This is a genomic window from uncultured Thermosynechococcus sp., from assembly GCF_938074695.1.
In the GTDB taxonomy this organism is placed as follows: Bacteria; Cyanobacteriota; Cyanobacteriia; order Thermosynechococcales; family Thermosynechococcaceae; genus Thermosynechococcus.
Genome location: NZ_CALJEM010000059.1, coordinates 1 through 26992 on the forward strand (window position 1 = coordinate 1; position 26992 = coordinate 26992).

The 26992-nt window shown below is 54.9% G+C and carries 27 protein-coding genes and 2 tRNA genes; 8 read left to right on the top strand and 21 right to left on the bottom strand.

Going from position 1 to position 26992, the window contains the following annotated elements; genetic code table 11:
* Positions 1-1248 (top strand): TldD/PmbA family protein (locus tag Q0683_RS08655; protein ID WP_298977319.1); only part of this gene is annotated, 1248 nt, incomplete at its 5' end.
* 5 nt (positions 1249-1253) lie between these two features.
* Here the strand turns inward: Q0683_RS08655 and Q0683_RS08660 are convergent.
* Both Q0683_RS08660 and Q0683_RS08665 read right to left on the bottom strand, forming a co-directional pair.
* Positions 1254-1335: transfer RNA gene (locus Q0683_RS08660), tRNA-Leu, on the bottom strand.
* A 24-nt stretch (positions 1336-1359) separates the two neighbouring features.
* Positions 1360-3027 (bottom strand): hypothetical protein, encoded by a 1668-nt coding sequence (locus Q0683_RS08665; RefSeq protein WP_298977321.1) that lies wholly within the window; start codon positions 3025-3027, stop codon positions 1360-1362.
* Positions 3028-3144: 117 nt separating this feature from the next.
* Between Q0683_RS08665 and Q0683_RS08670 the strand changes: the two genes are divergently transcribed.
* Positions 3145-3218, top strand: a tRNA-Arg gene (locus tag Q0683_RS08670).
* 106 nt (positions 3219-3324) lie between these two features.
* Here the strand turns inward: Q0683_RS08670 and fba are convergent.
* The 6 genes from fba to Q0683_RS08700 form a co-directional block, all read right to left on the bottom strand.
* On the bottom strand, positions 3325-4404 hold the full coding sequence (fba, locus tag Q0683_RS08675) for a class II fructose-bisphosphate aldolase (RefSeq protein ID WP_298612897.1): 1080 nt from the start codon (positions 4402-4404) through the stop codon (positions 3325-3327).
* 135 nt (positions 4405-4539) lie between these two features.
* The gene (locus Q0683_RS08680; RefSeq protein WP_298612899.1) at positions 4540-4785 is read right to left on the bottom strand and encodes a type II toxin-antitoxin system HicB family antitoxin; all 246 of its coding nucleotides are present in this window, start codon (positions 4783-4785) and stop codon (positions 4540-4542) included.
* A gap of 2 nt (positions 4786-4787) precedes the next feature.
* Positions 4788-6191 carry a protoporphyrinogen oxidase gene (gene hemG, locus Q0683_RS08685; RefSeq protein WP_298977324.1) on the bottom strand — a complete coding sequence of 468 codons (1404 nt, stop codon included), beginning with the start codon at positions 6189-6191 and terminating at the stop codon, positions 4788-4790.
* Positions 6192-6215: 24 nt separating this feature from the next.
* Positions 6216-6419, bottom strand: a complete 204-nt coding sequence (locus tag Q0683_RS08690; RefSeq protein WP_011056228.1) for a DUF2811 domain-containing protein — start codon at positions 6417-6419, stop codon at positions 6216-6218.
* Positions 6420-6624: 205 nt separating this feature from the next.
* A complete protein-coding gene (locus Q0683_RS08695) occupies positions 6625-6756 on the bottom strand; it encodes a hypothetical protein (RefSeq protein ID WP_298612905.1) in 132 nt (43 codons plus the stop codon).
* Positions 6757-6912: 156 nt separating this feature from the next.
* Complete coding sequence (locus tag Q0683_RS08700) at positions 6913-7923, bottom strand: Ycf66 family protein (protein ID WP_298977327.1); 1011 nt, start codon at positions 7921-7923, stop codon at positions 6913-6915.
* Between the two features lie 368 nt (positions 7924-8291).
* On the opposite strand from Q0683_RS08700, the gene murC reads away from it, so the two are divergent.
* Genes murC through Q0683_RS08715 form a run of 3 tightly spaced genes read left to right on the top strand, consistent with a single transcriptional unit; the run spans position 8292 to position 11706 of the window.
* Positions 8292-9716: a UDP-N-acetylmuramate--L-alanine ligase gene (gene murC / locus Q0683_RS08705; RefSeq protein WP_366142739.1), complete on the top strand. Its 1425-nt coding sequence runs from the start codon at positions 8292-8294 to the stop codon at positions 9714-9716.
* Entirely contained in the window at positions 9713-10618 is a 906-nt protein-coding gene (gene murB / locus Q0683_RS08710) for a UDP-N-acetylmuramate dehydrogenase (RefSeq protein WP_298977329.1), read from the top strand. The genes murC and murB overlap by 4 nt, the downstream gene beginning before the upstream one ends.
* A gap of 5 nt (positions 10619-10623) precedes the next feature.
* A complete protein-coding gene (locus Q0683_RS08715) occupies positions 10624-11706 on the top strand; it encodes a glycosyltransferase (protein WP_298612916.1) in 1083 nt (360 codons plus the stop codon).
* A 7-nt stretch (positions 11707-11713) separates the two neighbouring features.
* Here the strand turns inward: Q0683_RS08715 and Q0683_RS08720 are convergent, their stop codons facing one another.
* From Q0683_RS08720 to Q0683_RS08745, 6 genes are read right to left on the bottom strand one after another with little or no spacing between them, the layout of a single operon-like run.
* Entirely contained in the window at positions 11714-13435 is a 1722-nt protein-coding gene (locus Q0683_RS08720; RefSeq protein ID WP_298617835.1) for an NAD+ synthase, read from the bottom strand.
* Positions 13436-13451: 16 nt separating this feature from the next.
* The gene (locus Q0683_RS08725; protein ID WP_298612922.1) at positions 13452-14156 is read right to left on the bottom strand and encodes an NrtR DNA-binding winged helix domain-containing protein; all 705 of its coding nucleotides are present in this window, start codon (positions 14154-14156) and stop codon (positions 13452-13454) included.
* On the bottom strand, positions 14153-14713 hold the full coding sequence (locus tag Q0683_RS08730; protein ID WP_298612927.1) for a nicotinate-nucleotide adenylyltransferase: 561 nt from the start codon (positions 14711-14713) through the stop codon (positions 14153-14155). The genes Q0683_RS08725 and Q0683_RS08730 overlap by 4 nt, the downstream gene beginning before the upstream one ends.
* The gene (locus Q0683_RS08735) at positions 14710-16023 is read right to left on the bottom strand and encodes a nicotinate phosphoribosyltransferase (protein WP_298612930.1); all 1314 of its coding nucleotides are present in this window, start codon (positions 16021-16023) and stop codon (positions 14710-14712) included. Before Q0683_RS08735 ends, Q0683_RS08730 begins: the two co-directional genes overlap by 4 nt.
* A gap of 23 nt (positions 16024-16046) precedes the next feature.
* A complete protein-coding gene (locus tag Q0683_RS08740) occupies positions 16047-17036 on the bottom strand; it encodes an o-succinylbenzoate synthase (protein ID WP_298977332.1) in 990 nt (329 codons plus the stop codon).
* A gap of 12 nt (positions 17037-17048) precedes the next feature.
* Complete coding sequence (locus Q0683_RS08745) at positions 17049-17498, bottom strand: hypothetical protein (RefSeq protein WP_298612936.1); 450 nt, start codon at positions 17496-17498, stop codon at positions 17049-17051.
* Between the two features lie 143 nt (positions 17499-17641).
* Between Q0683_RS08745 and recJ the strand changes: the two genes are divergently transcribed.
* Positions 17642-19894: a single-stranded-DNA-specific exonuclease RecJ gene (gene recJ, locus Q0683_RS08750; RefSeq protein WP_298977334.1), complete on the top strand. Its 2253-nt coding sequence runs from the start codon at positions 17642-17644 to the stop codon at positions 19892-19894.
* A gap of 278 nt (positions 19895-20172) precedes the next feature.
* Here recJ and Q0683_RS08755 read toward each other — a convergent pair whose 3' ends face one another.
* Positions 20173-20925 carry a YebC/PmpR family DNA-binding transcriptional regulator gene (locus tag Q0683_RS08755; protein ID WP_298612942.1) on the bottom strand — a complete coding sequence of 251 codons (753 nt, stop codon included), beginning with the start codon at positions 20923-20925 and terminating at the stop codon, positions 20173-20175.
* 84 nt (positions 20926-21009) lie between these two features.
* Entirely contained in the window at positions 21010-21147 is a 138-nt protein-coding gene (locus tag Q0683_RS08760) for a photosystem II reaction center protein K (RefSeq protein ID WP_041429384.1), read from the bottom strand.
* 81 nt (positions 21148-21228) lie between these two features.
* Between Q0683_RS08760 and tadA the strand changes: the two genes are divergently transcribed.
* Positions 21229-21723 carry a tRNA adenosine(34) deaminase TadA gene (gene tadA / locus Q0683_RS08765; protein WP_298977336.1) on the top strand — a complete coding sequence of 165 codons (495 nt, stop codon included), beginning with the start codon at positions 21229-21231 and terminating at the stop codon, positions 21721-21723.
* Here tadA and folK read toward each other — a convergent pair.
* Positions 21644-22231: a 2-amino-4-hydroxy-6-hydroxymethyldihydropteridine diphosphokinase gene (gene folK, locus Q0683_RS08770; protein ID WP_298612948.1), complete on the bottom strand. Its 588-nt coding sequence runs from the start codon at positions 22229-22231 to the stop codon at positions 21644-21646. The genes tadA and folK overlap by 80 nt on opposite strands.
* A gap of 69 nt (positions 22232-22300) precedes the next feature.
* Here folK and btpA point away from each other — a divergent pair, with 69 nt between their 5' ends.
* Complete coding sequence (gene btpA, locus Q0683_RS08775; protein ID WP_298612952.1) at positions 22301-23191, top strand: photosystem I biogenesis protein BtpA; 891 nt, start codon at positions 22301-22303, stop codon at positions 23189-23191.
* Here btpA and hisG read toward each other — a convergent pair whose 3' ends face one another.
* From hisG to purU, 4 genes are all read right to left on the bottom strand, one after another.
* Entirely contained in the window at positions 23192-23827 is a 636-nt protein-coding gene (hisG, locus tag Q0683_RS08780; protein WP_298612955.1) for an ATP phosphoribosyltransferase, read from the bottom strand. It abuts the gene before it with no gap.
* Positions 23828-23830: 3 nt separating this feature from the next.
* A complete protein-coding gene (locus Q0683_RS08785) occupies positions 23831-25057 on the bottom strand; it encodes an ATP phosphoribosyltransferase regulatory subunit (RefSeq protein WP_298612958.1) in 1227 nt (408 codons plus the stop codon).
* A 6-nt stretch (positions 25058-25063) separates the two neighbouring features.
* Positions 25064-25999, bottom strand: a complete 936-nt coding sequence (locus tag Q0683_RS08790) for a DnaJ domain-containing protein (protein WP_298617831.1) — start codon at positions 25997-25999, stop codon at positions 25064-25066.
* 101 nt (positions 26000-26100) lie between these two features.
* Complete coding sequence (gene purU / locus Q0683_RS08795; protein WP_298617829.1) at positions 26101-26970, bottom strand: formyltetrahydrofolate deformylase; 870 nt, start codon at positions 26968-26970, stop codon at positions 26101-26103.
* Between the last annotated feature and the right edge of the window lie 22 nt (positions 26971-26992).

Here is a 26992-nt window from a genome sequence, read left to right on the forward strand (position 1 = left end):
ACCCCTAATCTCCAACCAACTGCTCTCCATGCCGCCATCCAAACAGCCTATCAACAGGCCAAAGCCGCTAACCATTGGCGAATCTTTAACTTTACGCCGGCGGCACGGGGCAAGGGCAAGGGATACTATCGATCACCCCAACAGCAACCTTTTAACCAACTTTCAGCAGCCGAGGTGAATCACCTGCTCAAGGACATTTGCCAGAGCCTCAAGGTGAGTGACGACATCGTGCAAACCCGTGCCTTTGTGCAAACCGTAGAGACGACTAGTCAGTGGTTCACCAGTGACGGTGGTCAAATTGAACAGCAGTTTTACCAAGTCCTCACCGATATGAGCGCCACGGCTCAGGCGGCAGGCGTCATTCAGCAACGAACCGATCACGGTTGGTTAGCCCGCTGTTACCAAGGCGGATGGGAGTGGCTGAGGGCGGATCAGTTGAGCGATCGCGCCCGTCACATTGGCGAGCAGGCCGTTGAACTCCTCAGCGCCCCGGCGTGTCCAGAAACCACGACCACCTTGGTACTCGCTCCTGACCAAATGATGCTGCAAATCCATGAGAGCATTGGCCATCCCCTGGAACTAGACCGCATTTTGGGAGATGAGCGCAACTACGCCGGCGGCAGTTTTATTCGCCTTGAAGACTTTGGTCAGCGACAGTATGGCTCTCCCCTTTTGAATGTCACCTTCGATCCAACCATTCCCGGCGAGCTTGCAAGCTACGCCTTTGATGACTTGGGAGTGCCTGCCCAGCGCATGTATCTCATCAAGGAAGGACGCCTCCTGCGGGGGTTGGGCAGTCTCGAAAGTCAGCAGCGAGCCGGGGTTCCCGGTGTTGCTAACGCCCGCGCCTGTTCTTGGAATCGTCCCCCCATTGACCGGATGGCGAATCTGAATATTGAGCCGGGGACGCAGTCCTTTGCCGAGATCATTGCCAACATTGAATTTGGGGTGTACATGGAATCCAATCGCTCCTGGTCTATTGACGACTATCGCCTCAAATTTCAGTTTGGCTGTGAGTATGCCAAGCTGATAGAAAATGGCTGCCTAACGCGGACAGTGCGCAATCCCAACTATCGGGGCACAACCCCTGAATTTTGGCAGAGTCTAATTGCTGTGGGAGACGCCTCCACCTTTGAGATTTTTGGGACACCGTTTTGTGGTAAGGGAGAACCTAACCAAGCCATTCGTGTCGGTCATGGCTCACCGGTCTGTGCCTTTGCCAATATTCAAGTGTTTGGTGGCGGTTGAATGAATGGGCGAGGTCAGACTCGAACTGACATGGGGAAACCCCGCTACATTTTGAGTGTAGTGCGTCTACCATTTCGCCACTCGCCCTCAGATTTTTTACTATACCATGCTTTAGGAGAGCTGAGCTATCCTAAGGGTGTCACAGGCACGCTCCACAAGGGCTTGCAGGACAGGAAGTTGCTCTATGTCTTCTGAATAGTACAAATTGGCATTGCCGCGATCCGTGTCCTCCCAAAACTTGGGCTGAGCATGACGTAGGCGATCGCAATTTTGCTGAAAGAGGCGTTTGAATTCTGACAATCCAAGAACCGCGACATCCTCCACCATGTCCTCGACAATCCGCTGGGCAAACTGGGGTTGCTGCCGCGCTAAGTAAAACAGAGCAAGTCCCATTTGCAGCAGGCGAACCCCCACCCCCGTACTTCTGCCGCGATCGCCATTTTGGAGTTGGCGCAGTTCTGGAGGGCTATCCAAGCGCAGCATCTCCTCTAGGAGTTCCAATTGCAGTTGCTCTTGCCACCGCTGCTCGTTCACGAGGATTAATATCTTCTTTAACTCGGCGGCAAAGACATCAACGATGAAATAAAGGGCGGGACTACTCTGCGCCAGCTCATACACTTCATTGCCGTAGGTACGCAGATAATTCACACATTTTTGCGTGAGGTGGGGTCGTTGGTAGTGAACCAGACTCTCAATAAACCGCCGATAGTGAAAGGCCAAGTTATAGAGATGGCGGGCCTCATTGTGGCGGCTGCCGTGTTTAATGGCAAAGCGCATCATCGTATTGAAGCGAATGACGATTAACTCCAGTAACGTGTCATCGCCCATACTGAGAATGGGGTGGGCGATCGCACACATTTCAGAGCCACACAGCGACGCCAAAGGAAACTGCTCCTCCTCCAAAAAGCGTACATAGGCATTCCCTAGGAGCCGAAAGCACTTCTGCTCATAGAAGGTGTGGTTCTCTTCAATCTGGCTAAACTGGTCAAACATCGTCTTGAAGGCAATATCTCCCATCACCGCACCGCTGAGGCGAAAAAAATAGGCTGGATAATTGGGCTTGCAACTGATATAGTGCTGAAGCAATTCACTGACCACGCCAATAATCTCGGCTTGTGCTCCGCGAAAGGCCACATAGGTTAGCAGATCCTCCAGTTGGTTCAGTCCCTCAAGTAGATAAGCTTGACTACGGCGCAAGAACTGCGCTGGATAGCCTCCCCCCTCCTTGAGAACAACACCAAGTTGGGCCATGTAGTGATACTGGCGACGGTAAATTTGCTGAGCCACGCTTTCTGGCTGAATGGACTTGAGGATATAGAAGATGTAGGGCAGTGCCGTCAAAATCGCCAAGGGTAATAGCCCATATAAATTTAAGAGGAGGCTGCCAACGGGCTGCCTTCCCAAGGTTTGCAAAATCTTGATGTAGAAGATATGGGCACCCCCCAACAGCAGACACCAAACGTAGATCAGGCTTGTCCAGTCCTGCATGTACAGTTCAGTAATCTTGGGAATATTTTGCGCCGCAATCGAAATGACGATAATTAATGTGCCTAAGGTCAGACCGATAACCGCTAGCCAGACCTCTGGGGCAAAACTGGTGTCAAAGGTACCGGCAATCAACCCAGTAATAAGGTTGGGGGTAGTCTGTTTAAGGTGAGTAAAGACAAGATTGGCACCGCAATCTAGTAGGGCAAGCGCAGCCAGACTCAGACCAAAAGCCACTGGCGATCGCGGTAGATGGGGAGTCATCAGCAACCAACGGTGGTATTTCTTCAGCATGAATCCCCTCCGTTTAGGTCAACGGCCTTCGCTCCCGACGATGGCATACAATGAGCAAATTTTCTATCCCCCCTTTCATCTTGCTTGGAATTCATGCTACTATAGTGTTCCTGACTTGGGCTTGTAGCTTAGTGGATTAGAGCGGCTGACTACGGATCAGCAGGTCGGGGGTTCGAGTCCCTCCAAGCCCGTTGAGTCAATTGACAAAAGTATTGCAAATTATTGATTCAAACAAAAAAGGGTGACCGTTGCCACCCTCTATCGAATTTTTATGGTTGCTCAGCCATTGCCGACCGGCTAGACCACCACGGTTTTCTGAGTCACTTGTTTGAGTTCACCTTTGGCATATTTGGCGGCATAGTCATCGAGGCTGAGTTGCTTAATTTTACTGGCGTTGCCGGCGGTACCAAATTGCTGATAGCGATCGGCACAGACTTTTTGCATATATTTAATGGACGGCTTCAAGAAGTGACGGGGGTCAAATTCCTTGGGTGCTAAGGCCAAGGCTTCACGTACCGCAGCGGTAATCGCTAGGCGGTTATCGGTGTCAATGTTGATTTTACGCACGCCACTCTTGATCCCCTTTTGGATTTCTTCTACAGGCACGCCATAGGTTTCGGGAATGGCACCACCGTACTGGTTAATAATGTCAATCAAGTCTTGGGGCACTGAGCTAGAACCGTGCATCACCAGGTGGGTGTTGGGCAGACGGCGGTGGATTTCTTCCACGCGGCTGATGGCAAGAATTTCACCGGTGGGTTTGCGGCTAAATTTATAGGCACCGTGGCTGGTGCCAATGGCCACCGCCAAGGCATCCACTTGGGTGCGCTCCACAAAATCCACGGCCTGATCCGGGTCGGTGAGCAGCATCGAGTGATCGAGGGCACCTTCAAACCCGTGGCCATCTTCGGCTTCCCCTTTACCGGTTTCCAAGGAGCCAAGGCAGCCCAGCTCGCCTTCTACGGAAACCCCAATGGAGTGCGCGACTTTCACTACTTCACTGGTGACGGCAACGTTGTATTCATAGCTGGCGGGGGTTTTGGCGTCGGCGAGGAGGGAGCCATCCATCATCACACTGGTAAAGCCGTTGCGAATAGCAGAGTAGCAGGTGGCAGGCTCGTTACCATGGTCTTGGTGCATGACAACGGGAATGTGGGGGTAGGTTTCCACCGCAGCCAAAATCAGGTGACGCAGGAAGTTTTCTCCGGCATATTTACGGGCACCCCGCGAGGCTTGCAAAATCACGGGACTGTCGGTTTCATGGGCTGCCTGCATGATGGCTTGGATTTGCTCCATGTTGTTGACGTTGAAGGCGGGAATGCCGTAACCATTTTCGGCTGCGTGATCCAGCAGCAAGCGCATGGGTACGAGTGCCATAGGGTGATGTCCTCCTTAGTAGAGCGGATGTATCGCTTCGTTGACCTTACCGATAATCTTAGGCTATGTTTGCTCGTTTATGTCACAGAGGAGCGATCGCCCCCTCATTGAGAATGCCAAGGCTTTCCCTAAAAATTAGAAAATCTCGCGCACAGGAACTTCAATGCCGTTGATGACAGGGACAGGAATTCCCCGCGAGACATGGAAATAGATCCAATCCTCCAAGAGTTCGCAGAGATGCTCACGACACTCAAGGACTGTTTTGCCTTTGCCACGCACACCCTCCAAGCCAGGGATTTCACCGTAGATGAGGCCATCCTCCCTATTGAAGTGATAGACAGCCCGCTCAAGCGCCGCATGCATATAGTCCGACAGCGACATCCCTAGGGGTGGCCTCCTGAAAGGTAGGCAGTAACAGCAGCGGCAGTTCGATTGCCATGGTCAACGCGATCGCCCAAGGCGACACCCTCAGCATAGTTACTACACAGGAAAAGGCCAGGGGTTTGACGCAGGGCATCGGTCACCTGCTGCCACTGCTCAGGGTAGCCCACCATGTATTGGGGAATCGCCCGCTGCCATACCTTCATACCAAGTAACCGTGCCTTGGCGGCAGGTAGCTCAAGGAGTCGGCTCAAATCCTGCTGAACCTGCTGGACAATGGCTTCTTCGCTCAGGCTGGCCAAATCAGGATCGGTGGCACCGCCAATAAAACTCGTAAAGACTTGCCAACCGGCGGGAGTACGTTGGGGAAAGAGACAGGACGACCAAATGGTGCCAAGGGTACGGATGCCCTGACTGCGAGGAATCAGTACCCCAAAGCCGGGGCGGACGCTGCGCCCTAGTCCAGCGGGATAGGCCAAGACCACACAGGCGACGGTGGGATAGGGAATGCTGGCCAAAACCTGGGCGATCGCCGGCCGAAAAGGTGCCACCAACGCTGCGCTTTGATAGGCGGGCGTTGCCAACACAACACTGCGGGCGTGCCATGTTTGCTCCCCACTGCGCAGCAAGTAGCCACCCTTAGGTTCTGGGGTGATCTCTTGAACGGGGGTTTCTAGATGAATCGGTGCCTTCAGGTGCTGGGCGATCGCCCGAGGCAGCGCGGCTAGGCCTTGCTTAAAGGAGCCAAGTTCCCCGGCGCGCATCTGCACATCCGCAAGGGGCTTTGGTTGAGGGGGCTGTTGACGCCGTAGGCGCAGGGCACCGGCAATGAGGCCACCGCCTAGTTTCTCCAGTTGAGCAATACGGCGAAACGCCGCAGCGACACTCAACTGTTGTGGATCACCCGCATAAACCCCAGAGACAAAGGGGGATACCAGCCGTTCAACCACCTCTTGCCCCAAATGGCGGCGGAAAAAGGAACTCACCGATTCGTCGCCGCTGCCTAGATAGGGGGGGACAAACCCTAACGCGCCAAGGGCGGCCCGCACTTTTCCCCAAGGGCTAAGAAGATTTGAGGTGACCAAGGCAAGGGGACGGGTGGGTTCTAGGGGGTAGAGTTGCCCCCGCCAGTAGATGTAGCGCGGTAGGTGGCGATCGCCCCGAATCAGCTCGGACTGTAAACCCACCTCAGCAATTAGTTGCAGTAAAGCAGGTGTAGGCGCAAAGCTATTGGGGCCTAATTCCCAGATAAAGCCCTCTGCTGCTTGCGTCGTGATATTGCCGCCAAGGCGATCGCTGGCCTCTAGGAGAACCAGGCTGTACTGAGGAGCGGTTTGCTGCAACCGCCAAGCAGTACTCAGGCCGCTGAGGCCACCCCCCACAATTGCGACATCTACCTCACTCACCCGTTTTGTTGCCCTCCAAAGGGGTTAGGATCGCTTAAACAACGAGTCGAGATAGACCCGTGCCGTGCGGCGATCGCATTCTCCATTTTGCAGCAAAAAGAGCGACAGTGCAGCCACAAAAACGCGATCCTGATCCCAGTCGGGATGCCGTTCGAGGTAGTATTTCAGGGTTTCATGTAGCTCCTCTGGAATCTCGGCCAGAATACTGATGGTGGCTTGAGCGTTCATACCGTGAGTTACCTCAATAAAACCAAGATAAAATCGCAGGGGCAATCCGCTCGCTCTCAGTGAACCTGTGGAAAACGCCGACAAAAGCCCTGACTCCATCCCCAAGCTTCAGTCTGGAAGCGGGATTGAAGCCTCTTTCACAGGGTTTCAGAGCAAGCAAATCTCTATCCGTGGAACTCCATTGTCCGGGTTGTCCTAGGGTCTGTCAATCCTTGTTTTCACCTATCTTGGCGATCGCAATCCACGACAGAATGAGCATTTCCAGACTTTTAGCGCGCCTCACGTTTTCCCCAACCCGCCACAGGCGGTTATCCCCAGAAATGGCTTGAAATGCCATCCCACCGTGAAGACCTGTGGAAAACTCCCCCTTAATCTGTGGAAAACCTTGGGAAAATTGAGGAATTTTTGGGGAAAGTTAGGGGAAAATTAAGATTCTATTAAGGTTTGCCTCGGAGAAAATAAAGAAGTAAAAAGTCAGGGATTCATGACTTTATTAAAGACGGGCTTCACGGGGCGGCCAGTCATCGTCCTCAGGGGCAGGATGCTCTGGATTCTCAATGGTTGACCCCTCTGGGGTAGCCTCATCTTCACTGTCGCTACTTTCGGGAATATTCCCTAGGAGACCGGCGGCAGAGGTGTGCGATTCAGGGGTCACCGTGGGTTCTGGAGCATCCACTGCTGTCTCAGGGAGCGTCACTGCTACGGTTTCAGGAGGAGCTTGTTCTTGCGAGCTGGCCACAGGGTCTTCCGAAGCCGTCGCCGTTGCCGGTTCTGGCTCCTCTGGGGTGCTGGCAGTTGGCGGCTGCGGTGCCTCAACACTAGGCTCCTCTGGGGCAGTCACTGGGGGTGATGTGGGTGTTTCGGTAACTCCTGCGGGAGGCAGGTTAGTCGGTGTGTCTGTTGGAGTAGCGGCGGTGGCGCCAGTCGTTGTTTCTTCAAGGGGTGTTGGTGTCGGTTCAGGTTCGGCAGCTTGTTCTGATCCTGGGGAAGGGGTAGATTGTTGAGCAGCGGTACCGGAGGTCGCTGTTTCCCCTGTCCACAGGTCTTCTTTGATGTTGCCGGTATCCATGGGCGGGGGTGGGGTATCCACGGGCAGCGGGGGGCGATCCGGCTGCTTCTGGAGGCGATCGCGCAGGGGAGCGATCAGACCTTGCAGTTGTTCACCGATTTTGGCAAGGGCACCTGCGGGCAGCAGAGACCGGACTTTTTGCCAAAGAGCTTGGGCTTTTTGGGTATCGGTGCGATCGCCGGGGTAAGTGAGTTGCCAGCGATAGCTGAGGGTCTGCCAACCAAACCAAAGAATTAGAGCTACGGCGGCTGTTGTTCCCAAAAGTAAGCCCCCGCCAAGGCGATCGCCATAGATCCACAGGGTCAAAGCAAAGAATAATCCCGCGCCACTGGCTATCAGATCAAACCTACGGTACAGCTCCGGTAGGAAGAACCCCAACAGATACAAACCTAAACTGGCGATCGCCATACTCCAAGCCAGTAAGTTCGTCAGCATTCCCAGTCCTCAGCAAGATAACAACACACCGACAAGGCGGTATCAACCTTCTACCTTACACCGCACTGAATTTGTCTCTGCTAGAGTTTATTCTTTGTCGAATCTCCCCATGTCCAAGCAGAACTATGGTCAAAGCATCAGGGAGAAACTGTTTGCGAGAAATTATTGGCTGAGGATGACATATTTGCCTTGGATCTGCCAGTATTAGCCCATAGGGAGGGAGGGCGACCTGCTATGATGAGCCTAGGAATTTATGCTTACTGGTATTCGTCTATTCATTGATATTAGTCTATTGATACTAGCTAGTTAACTTTAAGGTACTTCTTTTGGGTGGAGCGAAGGAGTTGTTTGTGGCAAAGCGGCCAGTGATGGAGTTTAGCGAGCGTCCATTCCACTTCATTGGCATTGGTGGTATTGGTATGTCAGCCCTTGCCTATATTCTTGCCAAGCAGGGCTTTAAGGTCTCTGGGTCAGATTTGCACCCTAACCGTTTGACCGAGCAACTGGCTGAGTTAGGTGTGCAGATTTTTATTGGCCAGAGTGCCGCCAACCTTGAAAGCTATCCCTTTACCCCTCTTCCTCAAGTCATCTGCTCCACTGCCATTCGCAGCGATAACCCCGAATATCAAGCGGCTCAAGAGTTAGGCTGTCCCATTTTTCACCGTTCCGATGTGTTGGCTGCACTGATGCACCGCAGCCAAAGTATTGCCGTTGCTGGTACCCACGGCAAGACAACCACCAGCAGCATGATTGCCTATCTGCTGTTGCAGGCGGGGCTGGATCCAACAATTATTGTCGGCGGTGAAGTGGCGGCTTGGCAGGGCAACGCCCGTGTGGGTCAAGGTCCTTACCTTGTTGCTGAAGCGGATGAGTCCGATGGCTCCCTGCGCAAATTCCATCCCCATATTGGCGTCATTACTAATATCGAGCTTGACCACCCCGATCACTACCATTCTCTTGAAGAAGTAGTGGCCACGTTTCAGCAGTTTGCCAATCAGGCAGAGATTGTGATTGGCTGTGCCGACTGTCCGAATATCCGCGATCGCCTGCACCACCCGCGCCTGTTGACCTATAGCCTTCAGCGGCAAGCGGCGGTGGACTATTGTGTAGATCATATTCAATACACCTTTGAGGGCACGACGGCACGGGTTTGGGAGCGGGGCACCTCCCTTGGAATTCTGCAACTGAATGTCCTGGGAGCCCACAACCTGCAAAATGCCCTGGCGGTGATTGCAGTGGGACGTTATCTTGGCATTGACTTTGCCACCATTGCTGCTGCCCTTTTGGAGTTCCGCGGTGCCCGCCGCCGCTTTGAAGAACGCGGACAGGTGAATGGGATTCGCTTCATTGATGACTATGCGCACCACCCCAGCGAAATTAGGGCAACCCTAGAGGCAGCCCGTCTGCAAGCGGGTACTCAAGCCCCTTGGCAACGGATCGTAGCGGTGTTTCAACCCCATCGCTATAGCCGTACACAAACCTTTCTCGATGCCTTTGCCCGCTGCTTCACCGCGGCGGATCACGTGATCTTGACGGATATTTATGGTGCCGGCGAACCTAATCCCGGCACAATTAGTGGGGCTGATGTTGCCACCTATACCCGCCAGTATCATCCTTCCGTGGATTACTGTCCTACCCTTGAAGCGGTACAAAATCGCCTGGCACAGTTGCTGCAACCGGGAGATCTGGTTATCTTCCTGGGGGCTGGCAACCTCAATCAACTGATTCCGTCTGTCATGGCGGATCAAGCACAATTAAGTGTCTCTTCCCTTACCGAGGCGATCGCCCTATGACCTTGGCCTGCCTGCCACAAACCCAGTGCCCCCTGCAACGTCAAGTTTCCCTTGCGGAATTTACCACCCTCGGTGTGGGTGGCTCTGCCGAATGGTTAGTGGAACCCCGTACAGTTGCCGAATTGCAAGCGGCCTATACCTGGGCACAGGCACAGGAACTGCCGATTACCGTTTTGGGGGCAGGGTCTAATCTGTTGGTCAGCGATCGCGGGGTGCCGGGGCTAGTGATCTCCACCAAGCATCTACGCTATCTCAAAAGTGATTTAGAGACTGGACAGCTCACGGTAGGGGCGGGTTATCCCTTGCCTAGGTTGGCTCACCATGTGGCAAAACTGGGCTGGCACGGTCTGGAGTGGATGGTCGGCATCCCCGGCACCGTAGGCGGGGCAGTGGTGATGAATGCGGGTGCCCACGGTGGCTGTGCAGCGGAGCGGCTGGTGTCGGCAGTTATTTTAGAACCCGATGGCACGTTGGCAGTAGTGTCGGCACGGGAGTTGGGCTATGCCTACCGCACCTCCTGTCTTCAGGAGACGCAGCGCCTGGTACTGCAAGCTACATGGCAGTTGGAACCCGGCCATGATCCGGCGCAAGTCAAGGCAGCAACCCAAAAACACCTGAGCGATCGCCTGCGGACGCAGCCCTATGATTTCCCCAACTGTGGCAGTGTCTTTCGCAATCCCCCCGCGCAAACAGCGGGTTGGTTAATTGAGCAAACGGGTCTGAAGGGCTATCAGATTGGCCGTGCTCAAGTGTCTGAAAAACATGCCAACTTTATCCTCAACTGTGGCGGGGCAACGGCCATGGATGTCTATCGTTTGATCCGCCATGTGCAAAGGGCGGTGGCCGATCGCTGGTCGGTGTGGTTGCACCCAGAAGTCAAGCTGATTGGTGACTTTGCCTAGTTCCTATGGCCATTACCCTCTGCATGATTGTGCGCGACGAGGCGGAACGCTTGCCCCATTGCCTTGCCAGTGTGGCTGGTGTTGTGGATGAGGCGGTGATTGTGGATACAGGCTCCCAGGATGATACGGTGGCGATCGCCCGCGATTGGGGGGCGCGGGTCTATGAAGCTCCTTGGGAAGAGGATTTTGCTGCAGCTCGCAACATTGCCCTGAAATATGTCACGACGGAGTGGGTGCTGGTTCTTGATGCCGATGAAACCCTCACTCCCGCCTTTGCTGCTGCACTGCCTGAGATTTGCCAACAACCCCGGTGGCTTGTGGTGACACTCCTACGGCAGGAATTGGGTGTGGTGCCCCCCTACACCTATGTGTCTCGGCTCTTTCGTCACCATCCAGACCTCTTCTTTCAGCGTGCCTACCACGAAACAATTGATGACAGCGCTCTTGCCCTACAACAGCGGGAACCCCACTGGCAAATTGCGCAAGTGAATGGGGTTGCGATTGTCCACAGCGGCTATCTTGGCGCTCAGCGACAACAAAAACAGGAGCGCGCTGAACGGATCATGCGCCGCTATCTTGAGCAGCACCCTGAGGATGCCTACCTGTGGAGTAAACTTGCCGGTGTCTATCTGGCCAGAGGTGACCTGGAGCAGGCTCAGCAGTGTTTAGAACAGGGCTTAAGGGCCAAGACACTCCCCCCGGCGATCGCCCATGAACTCCACTATCAGCAGGGGAATCTCTATGCCGAACGCGGCGAGTGGCAAGCGGCAATTGCAGCCTATGAAACGGCTTTAGAAACACCCACCCCTGAGGTGATGCATCTTGCCACCTACCTGCGGCTAGCGGACGCCCAAAAGCAATTAAAACGCTGGGGCGATGCCCTTGCTACCTATGAGCGGGTACAACAGATTGATCCCACCTGCGCTCTGGCCTACCAAAATCAGGGGGCACTGCTGCTGCGCTTAGGGCAGATGAGGGCTGCCCTTGAGAAACTACATCACGCCATTAGCCTATGGCGAGATCAAGATCCTGCGGAAGCCCAGCGCCTCAGCCAAGAACTCCAAGCCATGGGCTTGCTCTCCCCTTAAGCCTGGCTTAGGCAGACCACTGGGCGGCGATCGGCATTCGCCAACCTGAACCAAAGGCGCGATCGGTAATTTTTAAGCCCGGCGCTGCCTGCTGGCGCTTGAATTCCGCCCGTTGAACTAGGCGGCGCACCCGCCGCACAAGATCGAGATCGTATCCCTGAGCAGCGATTTCTTGATCTGACTGGTGGCGATCGATCATCCGCGCCAAAATGCCATCGAGAATCTCGTAGGGCGGTAGGCTATCCTGATCGGTTTGGCCGGGCTTGAGTTCGGCGCTGGGGGCTTTGGTGAGAATATGGGGGGGAATCACGACGGAACCTGTAATCGTGAGATTGGGAATGGGATACCCCTGGGCGGCCTGCTGATTTAGCCAATGGCAGAGTTCATAGACACGGGTTTTGGGAACATCGGCAATGGCCGCTAGCCCGCCATTCATGTCGCCGTAGAGGGTGCAGTAGCCCACCGCCAGTTCAGATTTATTGCCTGTGGAAATCAGTAAGTGGCCAAACTTATTGGCGATCGCCATCAGGAGGGTGCCGCGAATGCGGGCTTGGATATTTTCCTCGGCAACGCCACTGGGAGTACCGGCAAAGAGTGGTGCCAAGACCTCACTGTAGGCTTGCATCAATGGCGCAATCGGTAAGACCTGCGTCGCAATGCCCAAATTGGCCGCTAAGTCCTTGGCATCAATAACCGAATGATCCGAACTATAGGGGGAGGGCATTAAAACCCCCAACACCTGTTGGTTGCCAAGGGCCGCGGTGGCAATGGCCGCCACTAAGGCGGAATCAATCCCCCCACTGAGACCAATCACCACCCGTTGAAAGCCACACTTACGGGCATAGTCCCGCACTCCCAAAACCAAGGCTTGCCAAATTTCTTCGGTTTCACTGCTGGCCGGGGGGGCGATCGCCGTCGGTTGCAAATCTCCCCCTTCCCAGCGCAGGGGGAGGAGATCTTCTTGAAAGCCCTGAGCTTGACCAACGATGTGCCCCTGCCGATTCACCGCCAAGCTGCTGCCGTCAAAAATCAAGTCATCATTGCCCCCCACCTGATTGGCATAGATCAAGGGGCAGCCATATTGCTGAGCCGTATGTTCAATCAAGGCCCGCCGCAACTTAGGCTTTCCCACACAGTAGGGCGATGCCGAAAGATTCACAATCAGCTCTGCGCCTTGCGCCACCAATTCAGCAACGGGATTGCGTTGGTAGTACCGCTCTCCCCAAAACTGCTCATTGTTCCACAGGTCTTCACAGATAGTGACGCCAATTTTCACTTGCTCCGTGGCCGTGGTTAAAGTAAAGAGATTCTCGGTACTGCCGGGGGCAAAATAGCGGCATTCATCAAAGACATCATAGGTGGGCAACAACTGCTTGGCAAAGACCTGTTGCACCTGTCCCCCTTGAAGGAGTGCTGCGCCGTTGTAGAGCGGCTTTTCCCCCTTGACCCCCGCCGTGGGATTGGGGAGCACTGTGCCCACCAAAACAGCCACCTCCGGCGGCAGGACAGCGGCAAGGTGGTGCAGCTCCGCTTGCATAGCTTCCACAAAATAGCGGTTGAGCAGCAGATCTTTAGGGGGATAGCCACACAACGCTAGCTCAGAGGTAATGAGTAGATCCAGAGGGTGCTGGCTGCGGATCTGGTGGACTGCGGCGAGAAGGGCTTGGGCATTGGCCTTGAGACTGCCGACAGTGGGGTTAAGTTGCGCAATCCACAAATGCACAGCCATGGAGATTCCTCAAAAATTAAACAAAGACCAGGGGTTTATCCTTGAGGGGCGCAAAGGCCTCACGATTAAATCGGTAGAGCGTTGCCGGTCGACCCGCCCCGCGGATCACTTTTTGCTGCGTATCCTGCAAAATGCCGAGTTTCAGGAGGCGGGAGCGAAAATTGGAGTAGTCGGCAAAGTTGGCTCCCAAAACCGCACTATAGAACTGGTACAGATCATTGAGGGTGAAATACTCTGGCAGCACATCAAAGGCCACGGGACTATACTCCAGCTTATTGCAGAGGCGGCGATGTCCATAGGCCAAAATTTTGCTGTGATCAAAGGCCAGGTCGGGGCAGGCATTGAGGGCAAACCACTGCACCGGAGACTCCGCCGCTGCAATCAGTTCGGCATCGGCAAAACGCACCAAAGCAAAGTAGCTCACCGAGAGGTAGCGCCTAGGGATCTCGCGCAGCTCTCGGGGCGGTTCGTCAAAGGTGTACAGTTGCTCTAGGTAGAGGTTATTGACGCGAATTTTTTCCGCGAGGGTGCGATAGGCCGCCGCTTCGAGGGATTCCCCCTGCCGCACAAGGGTACCGGGGAGACTCCAATAGCCTGCAAAGGGAAACTGTTGTCGCTGTACCAAGAGCACAAGGAGGCGATTTTGATCCGTATCCACGGAGAAAATGACGTTGTCCACGCCGACGACAAATTCTGCCAGGGGCAAAGAGGAGGCGCTCATGGCTGGGAGTAGAGTCCTTGCTGCTGAATATACTGGGCGATCGCCGGCAGGAGTTGCTGTTCATCCCGCTGCTGCCGATAAGCGGTGGAGGAAACCGCTGGCCCGCGATAGTCGGCCAGTTCTACATGGGAACACAGCTGTTCCACGGCCTGCCAATCTGGGGGGTCAATAACCACACCGGGGCGCTGTAAGACTAGGAGATTGACCTGAGCAAGAAGTTTTTCGGCCTGATACCACTGGGGCAGCTTAGCGAGGACATCACTGCCCACCACCAGCGTGAGCGGCTCACCGGGCCACTGCTGCTTTGCCCGCTCGACGGAATGGAGGGTGTAGGGATAACTGAGTTCCGGACGATGTTCGATATTGGGGCGGTTGAGGCTGCGCACCAGGAGATTGAGCATGGCTTGGCGATAGGGCAAGGGGGTTTGCTGCCCTTTGAAGGGGTTATCGGCAGCCCACACTAGCACGCGGTCATAGCGATCGCTCAACCAGCACAAAATATCCCCATGGGCAGCGGTGGGGGGGTCGGCACTGGTTCCAAAAAGGGCAATGGTCATGGCCGCTGGCGTAACTGTTGAATCAAAGCTTCTAGGGCAGGGGAATAGATCACCGGCTGGGTCACCTCCAAGAGGGTTTCGGGCAATTCCGCTAGGCTGGCACGGTGGCGATCGCGAATTGTCTCCAAGGACTCCGGTGGATGGAGGGGGCGCCCTTCCTTCATCACCAGTTCCAAGAGGGGTCTGCCCCAAACATTTTCCTCGGTGGCAAGGGCAAGGCAATCACCACTGGGGCGGCGATAAATTTGCTTGCGTCCGGGTAAGGTCATTTTGCCCCTGGAGACCTTCATGACTGCCTGCCCATTGATCTCCACCAGCTTATAGACCCCATTGACAGGGTCGCCTGTAACCAGCTTGGTGCCAATGCCATAGACATCAATACAGGCACCGCCTGCCATTAAACGGCGGATTTCCCCTTCATCGAGGTCGCCACTGGCAATGATTTTGGCTTGAGGCAGAAGTTGGCGGATTTTCTGAGAAAGAGTCAGGAGATCCCCCGAATCAATGCGCACGGCTTTGACCACAATTTCCCCCGCCGCTTGGCGATCGGCAAGGGTGGCAACGGCAGCGAGGGTATCATAGGTATCCACCAAGAGTGCCCCCTCTGGATAGTAGTGCAAGAAGACCGTAAAGGCATCCTGTTCGCTGCCCCTTAGGGTGGCGATCGCCATCACGAGGGAATGGGCCATCGTGCCTGTAGGGGCAACCCCCAGTTGCTGCGCTGCCAAGACATTGGAGGTGGCTGTAAATCCAACGGCGAGAGCTGAGCGGGCTGCCCAGAGGGAAGCTTGAGGGCTAAAGGCGCGCCGTGTGCCAAATTCCAGTAGCCCAATCTGTTCGCCCACCAACTGTCGCAGCCGTGAAGCGCGGGTGGCCACAAGCGTTTGGTAGTTCACAATATTCAGCAGACAGGTTTCTAGCCACTGGGCTTGCCAGAGGGGAGCCTCAATCCGCAGCAGCGGTTCTTGGGCAAAGACAACCGTCCCCTCCGGCACGGCCCACACATCCCCTTGAAACCGACTCTGGCTCAACAGAGTCCAAAAGGCAGCGGGTGAGCGCTCAAACACCGCTAGACTTTTCAGGTAATCAATTTGCTCAGGCGTAAAGTGCACCTGCTGTAGGTATTCCAGTACCTGAGCCAAGCCCATGGCCACCAAATAGGTACACCCTCGGGGCAGTCGCCGCACACTCAGTTCAAAACTGGCAGGCGTCCACGCCAAATCTTCGCCCGCATAGGTGGCCGCCATTGTCAATTGGTAGAGATCCGTCAGCAAACTGTAGTCACTGGCGGCCAAGGTCAAACCTGTCATTGCTCTGGGATACCAAAGATATTTTATTTAGAGTAACTTTTACCATAATTGCTAAGGCGATGCCATTCTGCCCTATAGTCAGCCAAGGTGGTCAGCAGGGGAGCCGATCGCCAGCGTTCGACCCCAAAACCAAGGGCGCGACAGGGCTGCCAAGTTTCCAAAAGCTGAAAAATTGCCGTGCGGGCGATCGCCCCTTCTAGCGCCGAGGAAAAGACCAGCCGCTGCGGTTCTAAACCTTCACGCAACAGGACATTCAAGCGTTCTGGGGAGCCAAACAGCGCTGGCTTAATCACAAAGAGTCCTGGCCACCCCCACTCTAGCCAACGTTTCAACTCAGGTGCACTGACCACACTCTCATCAAGGGCAATCGCTGTAGTTACCCTTCGGGCTAGGGTGAGGAGGGCGAGCTGCTGGTTCGGGGGTAGTGGTTGCTCCACATACTCAATTTTACCCGCCCCATAACGCTCCAGCCAGCCGAACCAGCCCTCAGCAGTTGCCAAATCCCAAGCACCATTGGCATCCAGACGCAATTGTGTGCCCTGGGGCAGGACTGCCAGTAACTCCCTGAGAATCCCCTGCTCAGCTTCTGGGGACATGACACCCACTTTCCACTTAAAGGTGGTTGCGCCCCGCTGCCAAGGCACCTGCCACTGAGTCAGGGCGGCACTACCACTGCCTAGAAGAGCACAGAGCGGCCAAGGGCGTACCCGATAGGGGAGCTGCCCCACACTCTGCCATGCGGTGGCAAAACCAAACTGGGCAGCGGGTAATGTTTCAGGCAGCGTGGCAATGATCTCGGCGGTCAGGTGGCGAGGCAACTGCTGACACAGGGCAATATCGGCACGGAGGGTTTCGCTGCCCCAGCCGGGGAGGGGGGCAATTTCCCCGTAGCCCACTTGGCCCTGGTCATTTTCTAGACGCAGGAGAATCCCACGGCGCGATCGCCAGCGCCCCTTTGCCGTTGCTAGGGGTTCCCGAAGGGGTTCCTCATAGAGCTGCCATTGCCAGCGCACCTCTGCCGCTCCCTAGACCCGTTCAAGGGTTGCCTCCAGTAACTGTTTGAGTCTATGGCTGTTGTAAATACCGCTGAGGAGGGCGTAGTGATTAGCACTTAGTTGCCAGTAGTGCTCAAAGCCGGTACAGCGGCTGGCATCCCCCAGCAGGATGAATTGTTGCACAATGGCATGGGGGGTAATCCACCCTTCCCCCTCCAGCCGGCCAAGGAGACTGTGGTGGAGCACATAGGTAAACATTTGCTCCCCTAGTTCCAACTTCCCCCGCGACTGCAAAATTAATTCTGGCTTCCCCTGGTCGGGAAACGTAATCTTGGCGGCCATTGAAAACCAGTCCTCTTGAGTGTAGGAGACAAGGATTTTTCCTGTCACCGGAATTGGCTCCTGATTGGCCTCTAACCATGTCCCCCTCAGTAGCCACCGTCCCCCATCCACGAGAAATGTGTGATTCACGTTCTGCATACCCCAATGGCTGTCCTGATTGTATCTTTCCCCGATTTGCAGAGGAAGAAAGCAGCAGGAATTGTTACCGACGTCCGCAGCCGTCGCGGGCGATCGCTATGATCAAAGAATGTCTTGGTTGCCTTTATCTCGGAATTGAGTAAATGCAGCGTCCTTGGCAGCTCTATCCTTCTGACCCTGCCCCTTTGGACTTCATCGAGGCAGTAAAGAGACGCCACCCCCCTGCGGGGGCCATCACCGCTCAGCTACTTTGGCAGCGGGGCTATCGTGATCTTGATCAACAAGTGCGAGTTTTTTTAGATTGGCGCTGCTACCGGTCAGCCTCCCCCCTAGAGTTTCCAGAAATGGCACTTGCCCTAGAGCGCTTGCAACAGGCCTTCGATCAACAGGAAAAGGTTGCCATCTGGGGAGACTTTGATACCGATGGGGTCACGGCTACCGCCGTCCTCTGGGAAGGGTTAAAACCCCTTTTGGGGGCGCAACTCGTGGACTTTTATATTCCCAATCGCCAGCAAGACTCCCACGGTCTTTCCTTCCATGGCTTGGAAACCCTTCACCAAAAAGGGGTCTCCCTGATCATTACCTGTGATACAGGCTGTACGAACAGGGCTGAAATTGCCTTTGCCCGTACCCTCGGCATAGAGGTCATTGTGACCGATCACCACACCCTTGAACCGACGCCCTTGGGGGCAGCGGCGCTCCTCAATCCTCGGCAGTTGCCTTGGGAGCATCCCCTACGTCATTTATCTGGGGTTGGCGTCGCCTACAAGTTTTTGGAAGCTGCCTATGCCAGATGGCCAGAGAAAACCCAAGGGTATGCCCTAGAGACTCTCCTAGATCTGGTGGCCATTGGCCTGATTGCCGATTTAGTTGAACTGAGGGGAGAGTGCCGCTATTTGGCTCAGCGCGGCTTAGAGCAACTGGAAAAGAGTCAGACCCTGCGCCCCGGCATTGCGGCACTTTTGCAACCTGCTGTCAGAAATACGGTGCGGCAGCGGGAGATTAGTTTTAGCCTTGCCCCCCGCCTCAACGCCGTCAGTCGTATCGAGGGGAATGTGCGACCTCTCGTTACCCTCTTGACTACCAAGGACAAGTGGGAAGCCCAACGCTTGGCACAGCGGATTGAACAAGTGAATAAAGAGCGGCGGCGACGCCAAAAGGAAATTGCCAAAATTGCCCATGCCAAAGTGGCGCAGTTAGATCTCTCCACATCGCGGGTGATTCTGCTCACGGATGACGGGTGGCCGCTAAGTCTCTTGGGGTTAGTCGCCAGTGAGCTTGTCAAAACCTATGGCCGACCCGCTATTCTGCTTCAAACCAATCCAGAAACGGGCATGGCGGCGGGTTCGGCGCGCTCTGATGGATTTTTGGATCTCTATGAGGCACTGCATAGCCAGCGGCATTTATTTGAAGCCTTTGGCGGACACCCCTATGCGGCGGGTCTTAAGTTGAAAATAGAGCACATTCCCCTGTTGGCAGCGGCCCTTAACCAATTTTTGGCCCAACAGGAGGGCACGGCCAGCGCCACGCCAAAACCGTTGAGAATTGACTTACAAGTGACCTTGGATCAACTCAATGGGGAGTTACTCCGGGAACTGGAAGTGCTTGCCCCCTTTGACTCCACCCACCACCCGCCCCCGCAATTGCTGGTGCGCAATGTGGAACCGACTCAACTCACCAATAACTCCCTCACGGGTAGCCAGACCTCAAGAACCTACGTCTCTATGTGGCTCCGCGATCCCCAGGGACAGCACACCTTTCCTGCCAAGTGGTGGGATCATGAGGTGGGGGATTGCCCAAAGGGATGCTGTGATTTGGTAATTGAGCTAGAGCAGTGGCAGGATTCTCTCTCCGCAGTCATTAAAGACCTGCGACCCAGTGCCACCAATGTAATCCAACCTGCCTCTTTTCAGTTCCTTGTGGACTATCGCGATCGCCCCCCTGCGGCAAGCGTCAAGGGCCTGCGCGTCGAAACCTGCCCCAAGTCGCGGCAAAGCTGGCGCCAATGGATTCAGCGCGCCAGAAGGGAACAACAACCATTAATTTTGGCCTACTCTCTTCCCCCAGAACAGGATGCCCTAAAGGTGTGGCAGGAATTCTTAAGGCAGTGCCACCAAGCCAGTCAACAGGGAAAGCGTTTGCAGCGAGCGAAGCTCCAAAAAGACCTTGGCATTGAAGCAGCCACTTTGAACTATGCCCTTAGGGTGCTGGAGACACTAGGGGTTAAGGTTCTCTATACCGCAGAGGAAGTCTGGTGTAAGTGGCCACCACAGGTGAACTCCTCTGCCGATACAGCGATTGCCCTCGAAGCTTTCACAGCAGCGATCGCCGAGGAGAATTTCCGCCGTCGCTATTTTGCTACCGCCCCGCTGCAAGCTCTTCAGGAAGCACACTAACTTCAAATATATAGGCTACACCTCTTTTTAACAGGGAACCTAAGGAACACACACGAGCCGACGCAGGAACACACTGACAATCAACACCAACCACAGAAGAGGAGCGATCGCTCCGCCTAGCACCTCAATCTGTAACCCACAACTTGCTTTGGTGCACCCCTGCAGCTGTATTGTTATCCTGCCACGGGTAATAACGGCTGCCTACCGTGTTTTCACTTAACTTTGGCCACCCTTACACCCCAGCAATTGGCGCTTAGATTCCGTAAAATTACGGATGCCTAAACGTACATGGCTTCCATAAGGGCATCACTCATGGCTACATTGGTCGCCACACTTTGAATATCGTCCAGGTTTTCAAGGGTATCCATTAACTTAAGAACGCGCCGTGCTGTGTCTTCGTCGGTGATTTCTACGGTGTTCAGGGAGACCCAGCGGCTTTCGGTCTCAATGACGGTGTAACCCTGTTCTTTGAGCGTTTCGCTAACCTTTTCAAGGGCAGGCACAGGACAGCGCACCTCGGCCACTTCCTCTAAAATCTCGTAGGTTTCGACATCAGCCGCCAGTAGGGCTTCGAGGAAGGCCTCCTCATCCGTCGGCGCAGCCACAGTGACAATGCCCCATTCTTCAAACATCCAGCTCACACAGCCCGTTTCCCCCAAGTTGCCACCATGTTTGTTAAAGGCGGCCCGCAGATCTGCGGCGGTGCGGTTGCGATTGTCCGTGAGAGCCTCAATTAAGAAGGCAACCCCACCGGGGCCATAGCCTTCGTAGCGAATCTCTTCAAGGGGTCCCTCGCTATCGAGGGTACCGGTGCCCTTGGCGATCGCTCGCTCGATATTTTCGCTGGGAATTCCTGCGGCTTTAGCCTTCTCAATGGCACTGCGCAGTTGAAAGTTACCTGCTGGATCGCCTCCCCCATGACGGGCAGCAATAATGATTGCCCTCGATAGCCGTGCAAAGATCTTCCCCTTTTGGGCATCTACCCGCGCTTTTTGCCGTTTAATATTTGCCCACTTACTGTGACCTGCCATAGAGGAAAAGCATCCAAAAACCACGAAGAACCCCGCTGAAACCAACGGGGCATGTCAATGGCGGAATTTGAACCAGAACGGTTTTTAACGAAAACCAACAGCTGCTTGCCAAACAAAGGCCAAAGCCAAAAAGAGGACGGGAATGACCGGCAGCACATCCACAAGGGGATCAAAAATGGCGTAGGCTTCTGGCAGTTTCGCAATCAAAACCAAAGCATCAATCATGGTGTTTTCCCAAAGAATTTAGCGATCGCAAGAGTGCTGAAAAAATAGTACCATAGCCGCTGCGGCAACAGGAGTGCGATGCTGGACATTCTCCCCTTATCGGAAACAGAAATCCATGACTTTTGGATGCAGCAGGCGATCGCCCTTGCAGCGCAGGCAGGAGCTGCCGACGAAGTGCCCGTGGGGGCGGTGATTGTCAGTGCTGAAAATGAACTCATTGCCACCGGCGAAAACCGCCGTCAGCGGGATCATGACCCCACTGCCCATGCGGAAATCATTGCTTTGCGGCGGGCGGGGCAGCGCTTGGGGACTTGGTATTTAACCGGCTGTCGCCTCTATGTTACGCTGGAGCCTTGCCCAATGTGTGCGGGGGCAATTATTCAAGCCCGCATCCATACCCTTATCTATGGAACGGCTGACCCGAAAGCAGGGGCGATTGACTCGGTACTGCAACTGCCGCAGAGTCCGGCGGCGTTCCACCGACTCCAGGTCATCAGCGGCGTTCAGGCGGCTGCCTGTCGGCAACAGTTGCACACATGGTTTCGCCAGCATCGTCAGAAAGAACGGCAATAATCCCCACATCCCCCACTTGCTGCCGCAGAGTCTGGATGGTTTCACCTAAAACTGGATGTCGCCAGTGGGGGGCGATCGCCGCTAAGGGGGCAAGGACAAAGGGGCGTTCTGCCAGGCGGGGATGGGGCAGGGTGAGTTCGGCGGTGGTGATCACGCGATCGCCGTAGAGCAGCAGATCAAGATCAAGGGTACGGGCACCCCAATGCTCTTGGCGTTGGCGGCCAAACTGCACCTCAATCCTCTGCAGGGTTTTCAAAAGTGCCCAAGGGGACAGTTGTACTCGGGCAATGAGGCAACCATTCCAGTAGTTCGGCTGGGGCGGCCCTACAGGGACTGTGTAATACCACGGCGAGTAGGCTAGGACATCAATCCCCGCCGTTTGGGCAAGCATTTGGACGGCCGAGCGCAGTTGCCGCAATGGCTCACCCAGGTTGCTTCCGAGGGCGATCGCAGCGAGGGGGGGGTCAGACGGGGATATACTTAAACTTAAGTCAGTGCATTCTGCCATTGCGCTTGTGTAGAGTGCCTTTCACTCCTTCTGTTATACCTGCACTGTTCACCTATCGCCGAAATCGCTGTGGATCTCCGAACGCTCTTTCACACTGCAACCCCAGTCATTGGTGTTGTCCACCTCCTTCCCTTGCCCACCTCCGCCCGTTGGGGAGGGAGCCTCAAGGCGGTTATTGACCGCGCAGAACAGGAAGCCACAGCCCTTGCTTCAGGGGGAGCCAATGCCATCATTGTTGAGAATTTCTTTGACGCCCCCTTCACTAAAGATCGGGTGGATGCAGCCGTTGTCAGTGCTATGACCTTGGTGGTGCAGCGGTTAAAGAATCTGGTGGCCTTGCCCATTGGCCTGAATGTGCTGCGCAATGATGCTTTCAGTGGTCTGGCGATCGCGGCCTGTACCGGGGCACAATTTATCCGTGTCAATGTGCTCACCGGGGTAATGGCCACGGATCAGGGCATCATTGAAGGTCAAGCCCACCAACTGCTGCGCTACCGCCGCGAACTGGGGCAAGACATCAAAATTTTTGCCGATGTGATGGTGAAGCATGCCCAGCCCCTCCACAGTCCGAACCTCGCCGCTGCGGTGCGGGACACCTTTGAGCGGGGACTTGCTGATGGGGTGATTCTCTCCGGTTGGGCAACGGGACACCCGCCCGCCGAGGAAGATCTATCGGTCGCTGCCAGTGCAGCCAAGGGACAGCCCCTCTTTATCGGCAGTGGTGCCTCTTGGGACAATGTTGAGCAGTTAGTGCCCTACGTCAACGGCGTCATTGTTGCTAGTTCCCTGAAGCGCAACGGTCAAATTGAACAACCCATTGACCCCATTCGTGTTAGCCGTTTTGTCGAGGCATGGCAGCGGGCACACCAAAAGGTTCAGGAACTCAATCGCGCCAATAGTAACTGTCGGGGGTCTGTGAGCGAACCCCTGCCAGCGATGTTTGTGCATGGGCAAAAGTAATCAGGCGATCGCCCCTGTTAACTGCGGAACGTAGTTTCCAAGACCATTGAGGTTAAGGCGATAGCTGCGGGGGTGGGCAATTAAGTAGGCTGTGCTGGTGAAGATTTGCTCTAACTCCACAAGGCCGTTTTCCTTGAGGGTGCGCCCCGTTGACACCAAATCCACAATCGCCTCTGCCATACCCGTAATTGGCCCCAGTTCTACCGAACCATAGAGAGGCACGATATCCACAGGCAAATCTAGCTGCTGGAAAAAGGCATCGGCGCAGCGGACAAACTTTGAGGCCACGCGGCAATGGGGGGGCAAATCGCGGGCACTGCGGTAGGGGCTAGAGGCTTTGACGGCCACCGACAGCCGACATTGACCAAAACCCAGATCCGCCAGTTTGGCGACGTGGGGATTTTTTTCCCGCAACACATCATAGCCGACAATCCCCAACTGCGCTTGGCCATACTGCACATAGACGGGAACATCTTGGGCACGGACTAAAAGGGCGCGGGCACGACCATCCTGAGAAAGCACTTGGAGTTGGCGATTCCCTGGCTCTAGGAGTGCCTCAAAGTTCAAGCCCACCTGTTGGAAGTAAGCAATACTGTCCTTAAGCAGGGCGCCTTTGGGTAGGGCAATCGTTAACATGGCCTAGACACTCTGAATCTGCAAATGGGTTGCCCCATCACCGAGGGCTTCAATCTGCGGTGGCGCATCCGTCTCAATCCAAGCAATATAGGGAATCTGGCGATCGCGGGCATAGGCGCGGATTTGCTCGGGGGTCAGATCAAGGAGTGACAACTCCACGCGGGTAGAACCATCTAGGCGCAGCGTTTGAGCATGGTGTAGGGCGGCGGCGAGGGCGTTGGGTGTGCGGGGAACCACAAGCCATTGACTGCGGGGGGCTAATAGGGCAGCTGAGGGAATAGCGATCGCCTGAAGAAGCGCCTCCACATTAAAGACAAAACCAATCCCCGGCACAGAGACACCGTCGGGATGGTAAATACTGAGCAGTTGATCATAGCGTCCCCCTTGAGCCACCAACCGCAGTTCCGTTTCCGTGGGAATCAAGACCTCAAAGATAATTCCCGTGTAGTAATCAAAGGACTGCACAAGGCTGAGATCAAGAGTAATAGAGAAGGATTTGGCCACCAAGCCCAGCAACTGTTGAAGTTCTGCAAAGCGATCGGCGACCCCTGCCACCTCAGACCACCGTGCCAAGCGCTCCCCCACTTCCTGCGGGGTACCCCGCAGATCAAACAGGGCAAGGGCGCGATCGCCCCAAGGGGGGCTTAGAGCCTGCAAACTCACGCGGTCTAAATTGGCCAAGCATTGGCGTACAATTTTTTGCAATTCCGCCGGAAAGGTACCGAGCAACTGTTGCGTTAGGTGGGCATCCCCCACCAACAGATAGGCCTCCTCAACCGCTAAGGCCCCAAGGCACTCCTGCACCAGCCAGAGAATTTCGGCATCCGCCGCTAAACCTGTTGCCCCTATTAGCTCCACCCCTGCTTGGAAAAATTCCTGCTGGTTGCCCAAGTGTGTAGCCGTCGTTCGCCGAAAGACATTGGCTTTGTAATAGAGCCTTTGGGGCAGTTGCCTTCCTGCCATACGAGTCACGGCGGCGCGAGCGATCGAAGCCGTTAATTCGGGCCGCAATCCCAAGGGTTCACCACTGCTCCCCTGTACTTGAATGACCGTTTCTGGATGGACAGTACCCCCCGCCGTCAGGGTTGCTAGGGTCTCGATTGTGGGTGTGATAATTTCTTGGTAGCCCCAGCTTTGAAAGACGCGCTCTAGGCGTTGCTCTAGCCACCGTTGCCGTGCCACATCCAGGGGTAAAATATCGCGGGCACCACAGGCGGGTTGATACACCATAGTGAGTTACTTTTTCCCAAAAAGACCAAAGAAGGAAGCTCTCTTTTTCTCTGGCTTGGGCGGCTCAGGATTTTTTTGCTGTTGCTGTGCTTTGCGCTCCCTCTTGTTAATTTCTTCGAGTCCCTGTATTGCCGTCACCTCTTGAGGATTGAGCTTCAGGGCTTGATTAAAGTGAATTCTGGCCATACTCAAGGAGCCTTGTTTTAGGTACACCTTGCCTAGTAGAGCATTGCAGCGGGCACTGCGGGGGTCAATCTTCAGGGCATCCTTCAGTTCTTTGATGGCCTCCAGATAAATCCCTTTATTCAAAAGTTCCTCTGCCCGTCGCAAGTATGGCTCTGTAAGTTGCCCTGTTTTTGAAGTCTCTGCGGGCGGTGTTGTTGCTGAGGTTGCACGCACCTGAGTATCCTCTGGTTTAGGTTGCGGCGCAGGCGCAGAAACTGTAGGTGCTGCTGCTGTTGCTTTACCTCCCGCCGATCGCCACAGATAGATTAAATTGAGTTCGCTAATTTGTTCACTAATCTTAAGGGCATTGTTTAAGTCTGTGTATTGATCTTGGGCAAGGGTATTGAGGGCCTTTTGATAGGCCTCTTCAACATTGGCAGCGTTAAAGACTTCCTGGGCCAAATCAAAGGTGGGCGTTGGCACAATGTTGGCCGTTAGCAGTTGCTTTTCGAGCAAGCGCAAAATGACTTGGTATTCTTCCCGCTCTTTTTCTTGGGACAGCACCTCATAGGCAGGATTCACAAACTTGGAGAGCAAATCACTGGCGATTTTTCTACCCGCTTCATCATCACGGCTATCGGGGTGCAGTGTCTTTGCAATTTTCAGATATCGCTTGCGAATTTCCCCTGGTGTTGCCGACAATGGAACCCCCAGGGCAGCATGGAGATCTCGTTGAGAGTTAAAGCGACCCAAGCCGTGATTGATCTCGAAGGGCATAGTCAGTGAAACCGCAGGGGCAGAATATCCTTTGATTATACCTGCTAATAGAGGGGGGTGTGACTATCTGCGGCAATGGTGTAGCCAGTTCCCATCAGCCCCTAGGTAAACACTACGGTGCGATTGCCGTACACGAGAATCCGATTTTGTAAATGCAGCTGCACTGCCCGCGCCAACACCACCCGCTCCAAATCCTTGCCCTTGCGAATCAGATCCGCCACTGTATCGCGATGACTCACAGGCACAACCGCCTGCTCAATAATTGGCCCTTCATCCAAGTCTGCTGTGGCATAGTGGGCAGTGGCGCCGATGATTTTCACCCCCCGCTCATAGGCACGGTGGTAGGGATTGGCTCCCGCAAAGGCAGGCAAAAATGAATGGTGAATGTTAATCACTTGGGGAAAGGCTTCAATAAATTCAGCACTGAGCACCTGCATATACTTGGCCAGCACCACCAAATCAATCTTGTAGTCCCTGAGAAGTTGTAGTTCTTTGGCTTCCGCGAGGGGCTTGGTTTCTGGGGTCACGGGAATATAGTGAAAGTCAATGCCAAACTGCTCGGCAATGGGACGCAAATGCTCATGGTTACTGATAACTAGGGGAATTTCGGCAAAGAGATCCCCCGCCCGCTGTCGCAGCAGCAGATCCCAGAGGCAATGATCTTGGCGGCTCACCCAAATGGCCAGGCGATAGGGAATATCCGACGCTCGCAACTGCCAGTGCACCCCCGCCCAACTGGCAAAGACCTTTTCCCGCTGGGCATAGTTAATGAATGTCGTGGCAATTTGATCGCGGGGAATCTCAAAACCCTCCAGTTCCCACTCCAGGCGCGAGAGAAAAATGCCCGCAACGGTATCGGTGTGGTGGTCGGCATGGACAATGTTCCCGTTGTAGCGATAGACAAACTGTGCCAATTTGGCCACCAGCCCCCGCTGATCGGGACAGGAAATGGAGAGGGTCATCGTTGGCATAGCACACCGCAGGGCAGAGCAA

Coding starts and splice junctions, on each gene's coding strand:
- Q0683_RS08665 (WP_298977321.1), bottom strand. CDS start 3,027: ATGCTGAAGAAATACCACCGTTGGTTGCTGATGACTCCCCATCTACCG.
- fba (WP_298612897.1), bottom strand. CDS start 4,404: ATGGCACTCGTACCCATGCGCTTGCTGCTGGATCACGCAGCCGAAAAT.
- Q0683_RS08680 (WP_298612899.1), bottom strand. CDS start 4,785: ATGTCGCTGTCGGACTATATGCATGCGGCGCTTGAGCGGGCTGTCTAT.
- Q0683_RS08690 (WP_011056228.1), bottom strand. CDS start 6,419: ATGAACGCTCAAGCCACCATCAGTATTCTGGCCGAGATTCCAGAGGAG.
- Q0683_RS08695 (WP_298612905.1), bottom strand. CDS start 6,756: ATGGCATTTCAAGCCATTTCTGGGGATAACCGCCTGTGGCGGGTTGGG.
- Q0683_RS08700 (WP_298977327.1), bottom strand. CDS start 7,923: ATGCTGACGAACTTACTGGCTTGGAGTATGGCGATCGCCAGTTTAGGT.
- murC (WP_366142739.1), top strand. CDS start 8,292: ATGGAGTTTAGCGAGCGTCCATTCCACTTCATTGGCATTGGTGGTATT.
- murB (WP_298977329.1), top strand. CDS start 9,713: ATGACCTTGGCCTGCCTGCCACAAACCCAGTGCCCCCTGCAACGTCAA.
- Q0683_RS08715 (WP_298612916.1), top strand. CDS start 10,624: ATGGCCATTACCCTCTGCATGATTGTGCGCGACGAGGCGGAACGCTTG.
- Q0683_RS08720 (WP_298617835.1), bottom strand. CDS start 13,435: ATGGCTGTGCATTTGTGGATTGCGCAACTTAACCCCACTGTCGGCAGT.
- Q0683_RS08725 (WP_298612922.1), bottom strand. CDS start 14,156: ATGAGCGCCTCCTCTTTGCCCCTGGCAGAATTTGTCGTCGGCGTGGAC.
- Q0683_RS08730 (WP_298612927.1), bottom strand. CDS start 14,713: ATGACCATTGCCCTTTTTGGAACCAGTGCCGACCCCCCCACCGCTGCC.
- Q0683_RS08735 (WP_298612930.1), bottom strand. CDS start 16,023: ATGACAGGTTTGACCTTGGCCGCCAGTGACTACAGTTTGCTGACGGAT.
- Q0683_RS08745 (WP_298612936.1), bottom strand. CDS start 17,498: ATGCAGAACGTGAATCACACATTTCTCGTGGATGGGGGACGGTGGCTA.
- recJ (WP_298977334.1), top strand. CDS start 17,642: ATGCAGCGTCCTTGGCAGCTCTATCCTTCTGACCCTGCCCCTTTGGAC.
- Q0683_RS08755 (WP_298612942.1), bottom strand. CDS start 20,925: ATGGCAGGTCACAGTAAGTGGGCAAATATTAAACGGCAAAAAGCGCGG.
- tadA (WP_298977336.1), top strand. CDS start 21,229: ATGCTGGACATTCTCCCCTTATCGGAAACAGAAATCCATGACTTTTGG.
- folK (WP_298612948.1), bottom strand. CDS start 22,231: ATGGCAGAATGCACTGACTTAAGTTTAAGTATATCCCCGTCTGACCCC.
- hisG (WP_298612955.1), bottom strand. CDS start 23,827: ATGTTAACGATTGCCCTACCCAAAGGCGCCCTGCTTAAGGACAGTATT.
- Q0683_RS08785 (WP_298612958.1), bottom strand. CDS start 25,057: ATGGTGTATCAACCCGCCTGTGGTGCCCGCGATATTTTACCCCTGGAT.
- Q0683_RS08790 (WP_298617831.1), bottom strand. CDS start 25,999: ATGCCCTTCGAGATCAATCACGGCTTGGGTCGCTTTAACTCTCAACGA.
- purU (WP_298617829.1), bottom strand. CDS start 26,970: ATGCCAACGATGACCCTCTCCATTTCCTGTCCCGATCAGCGGGGGCTG.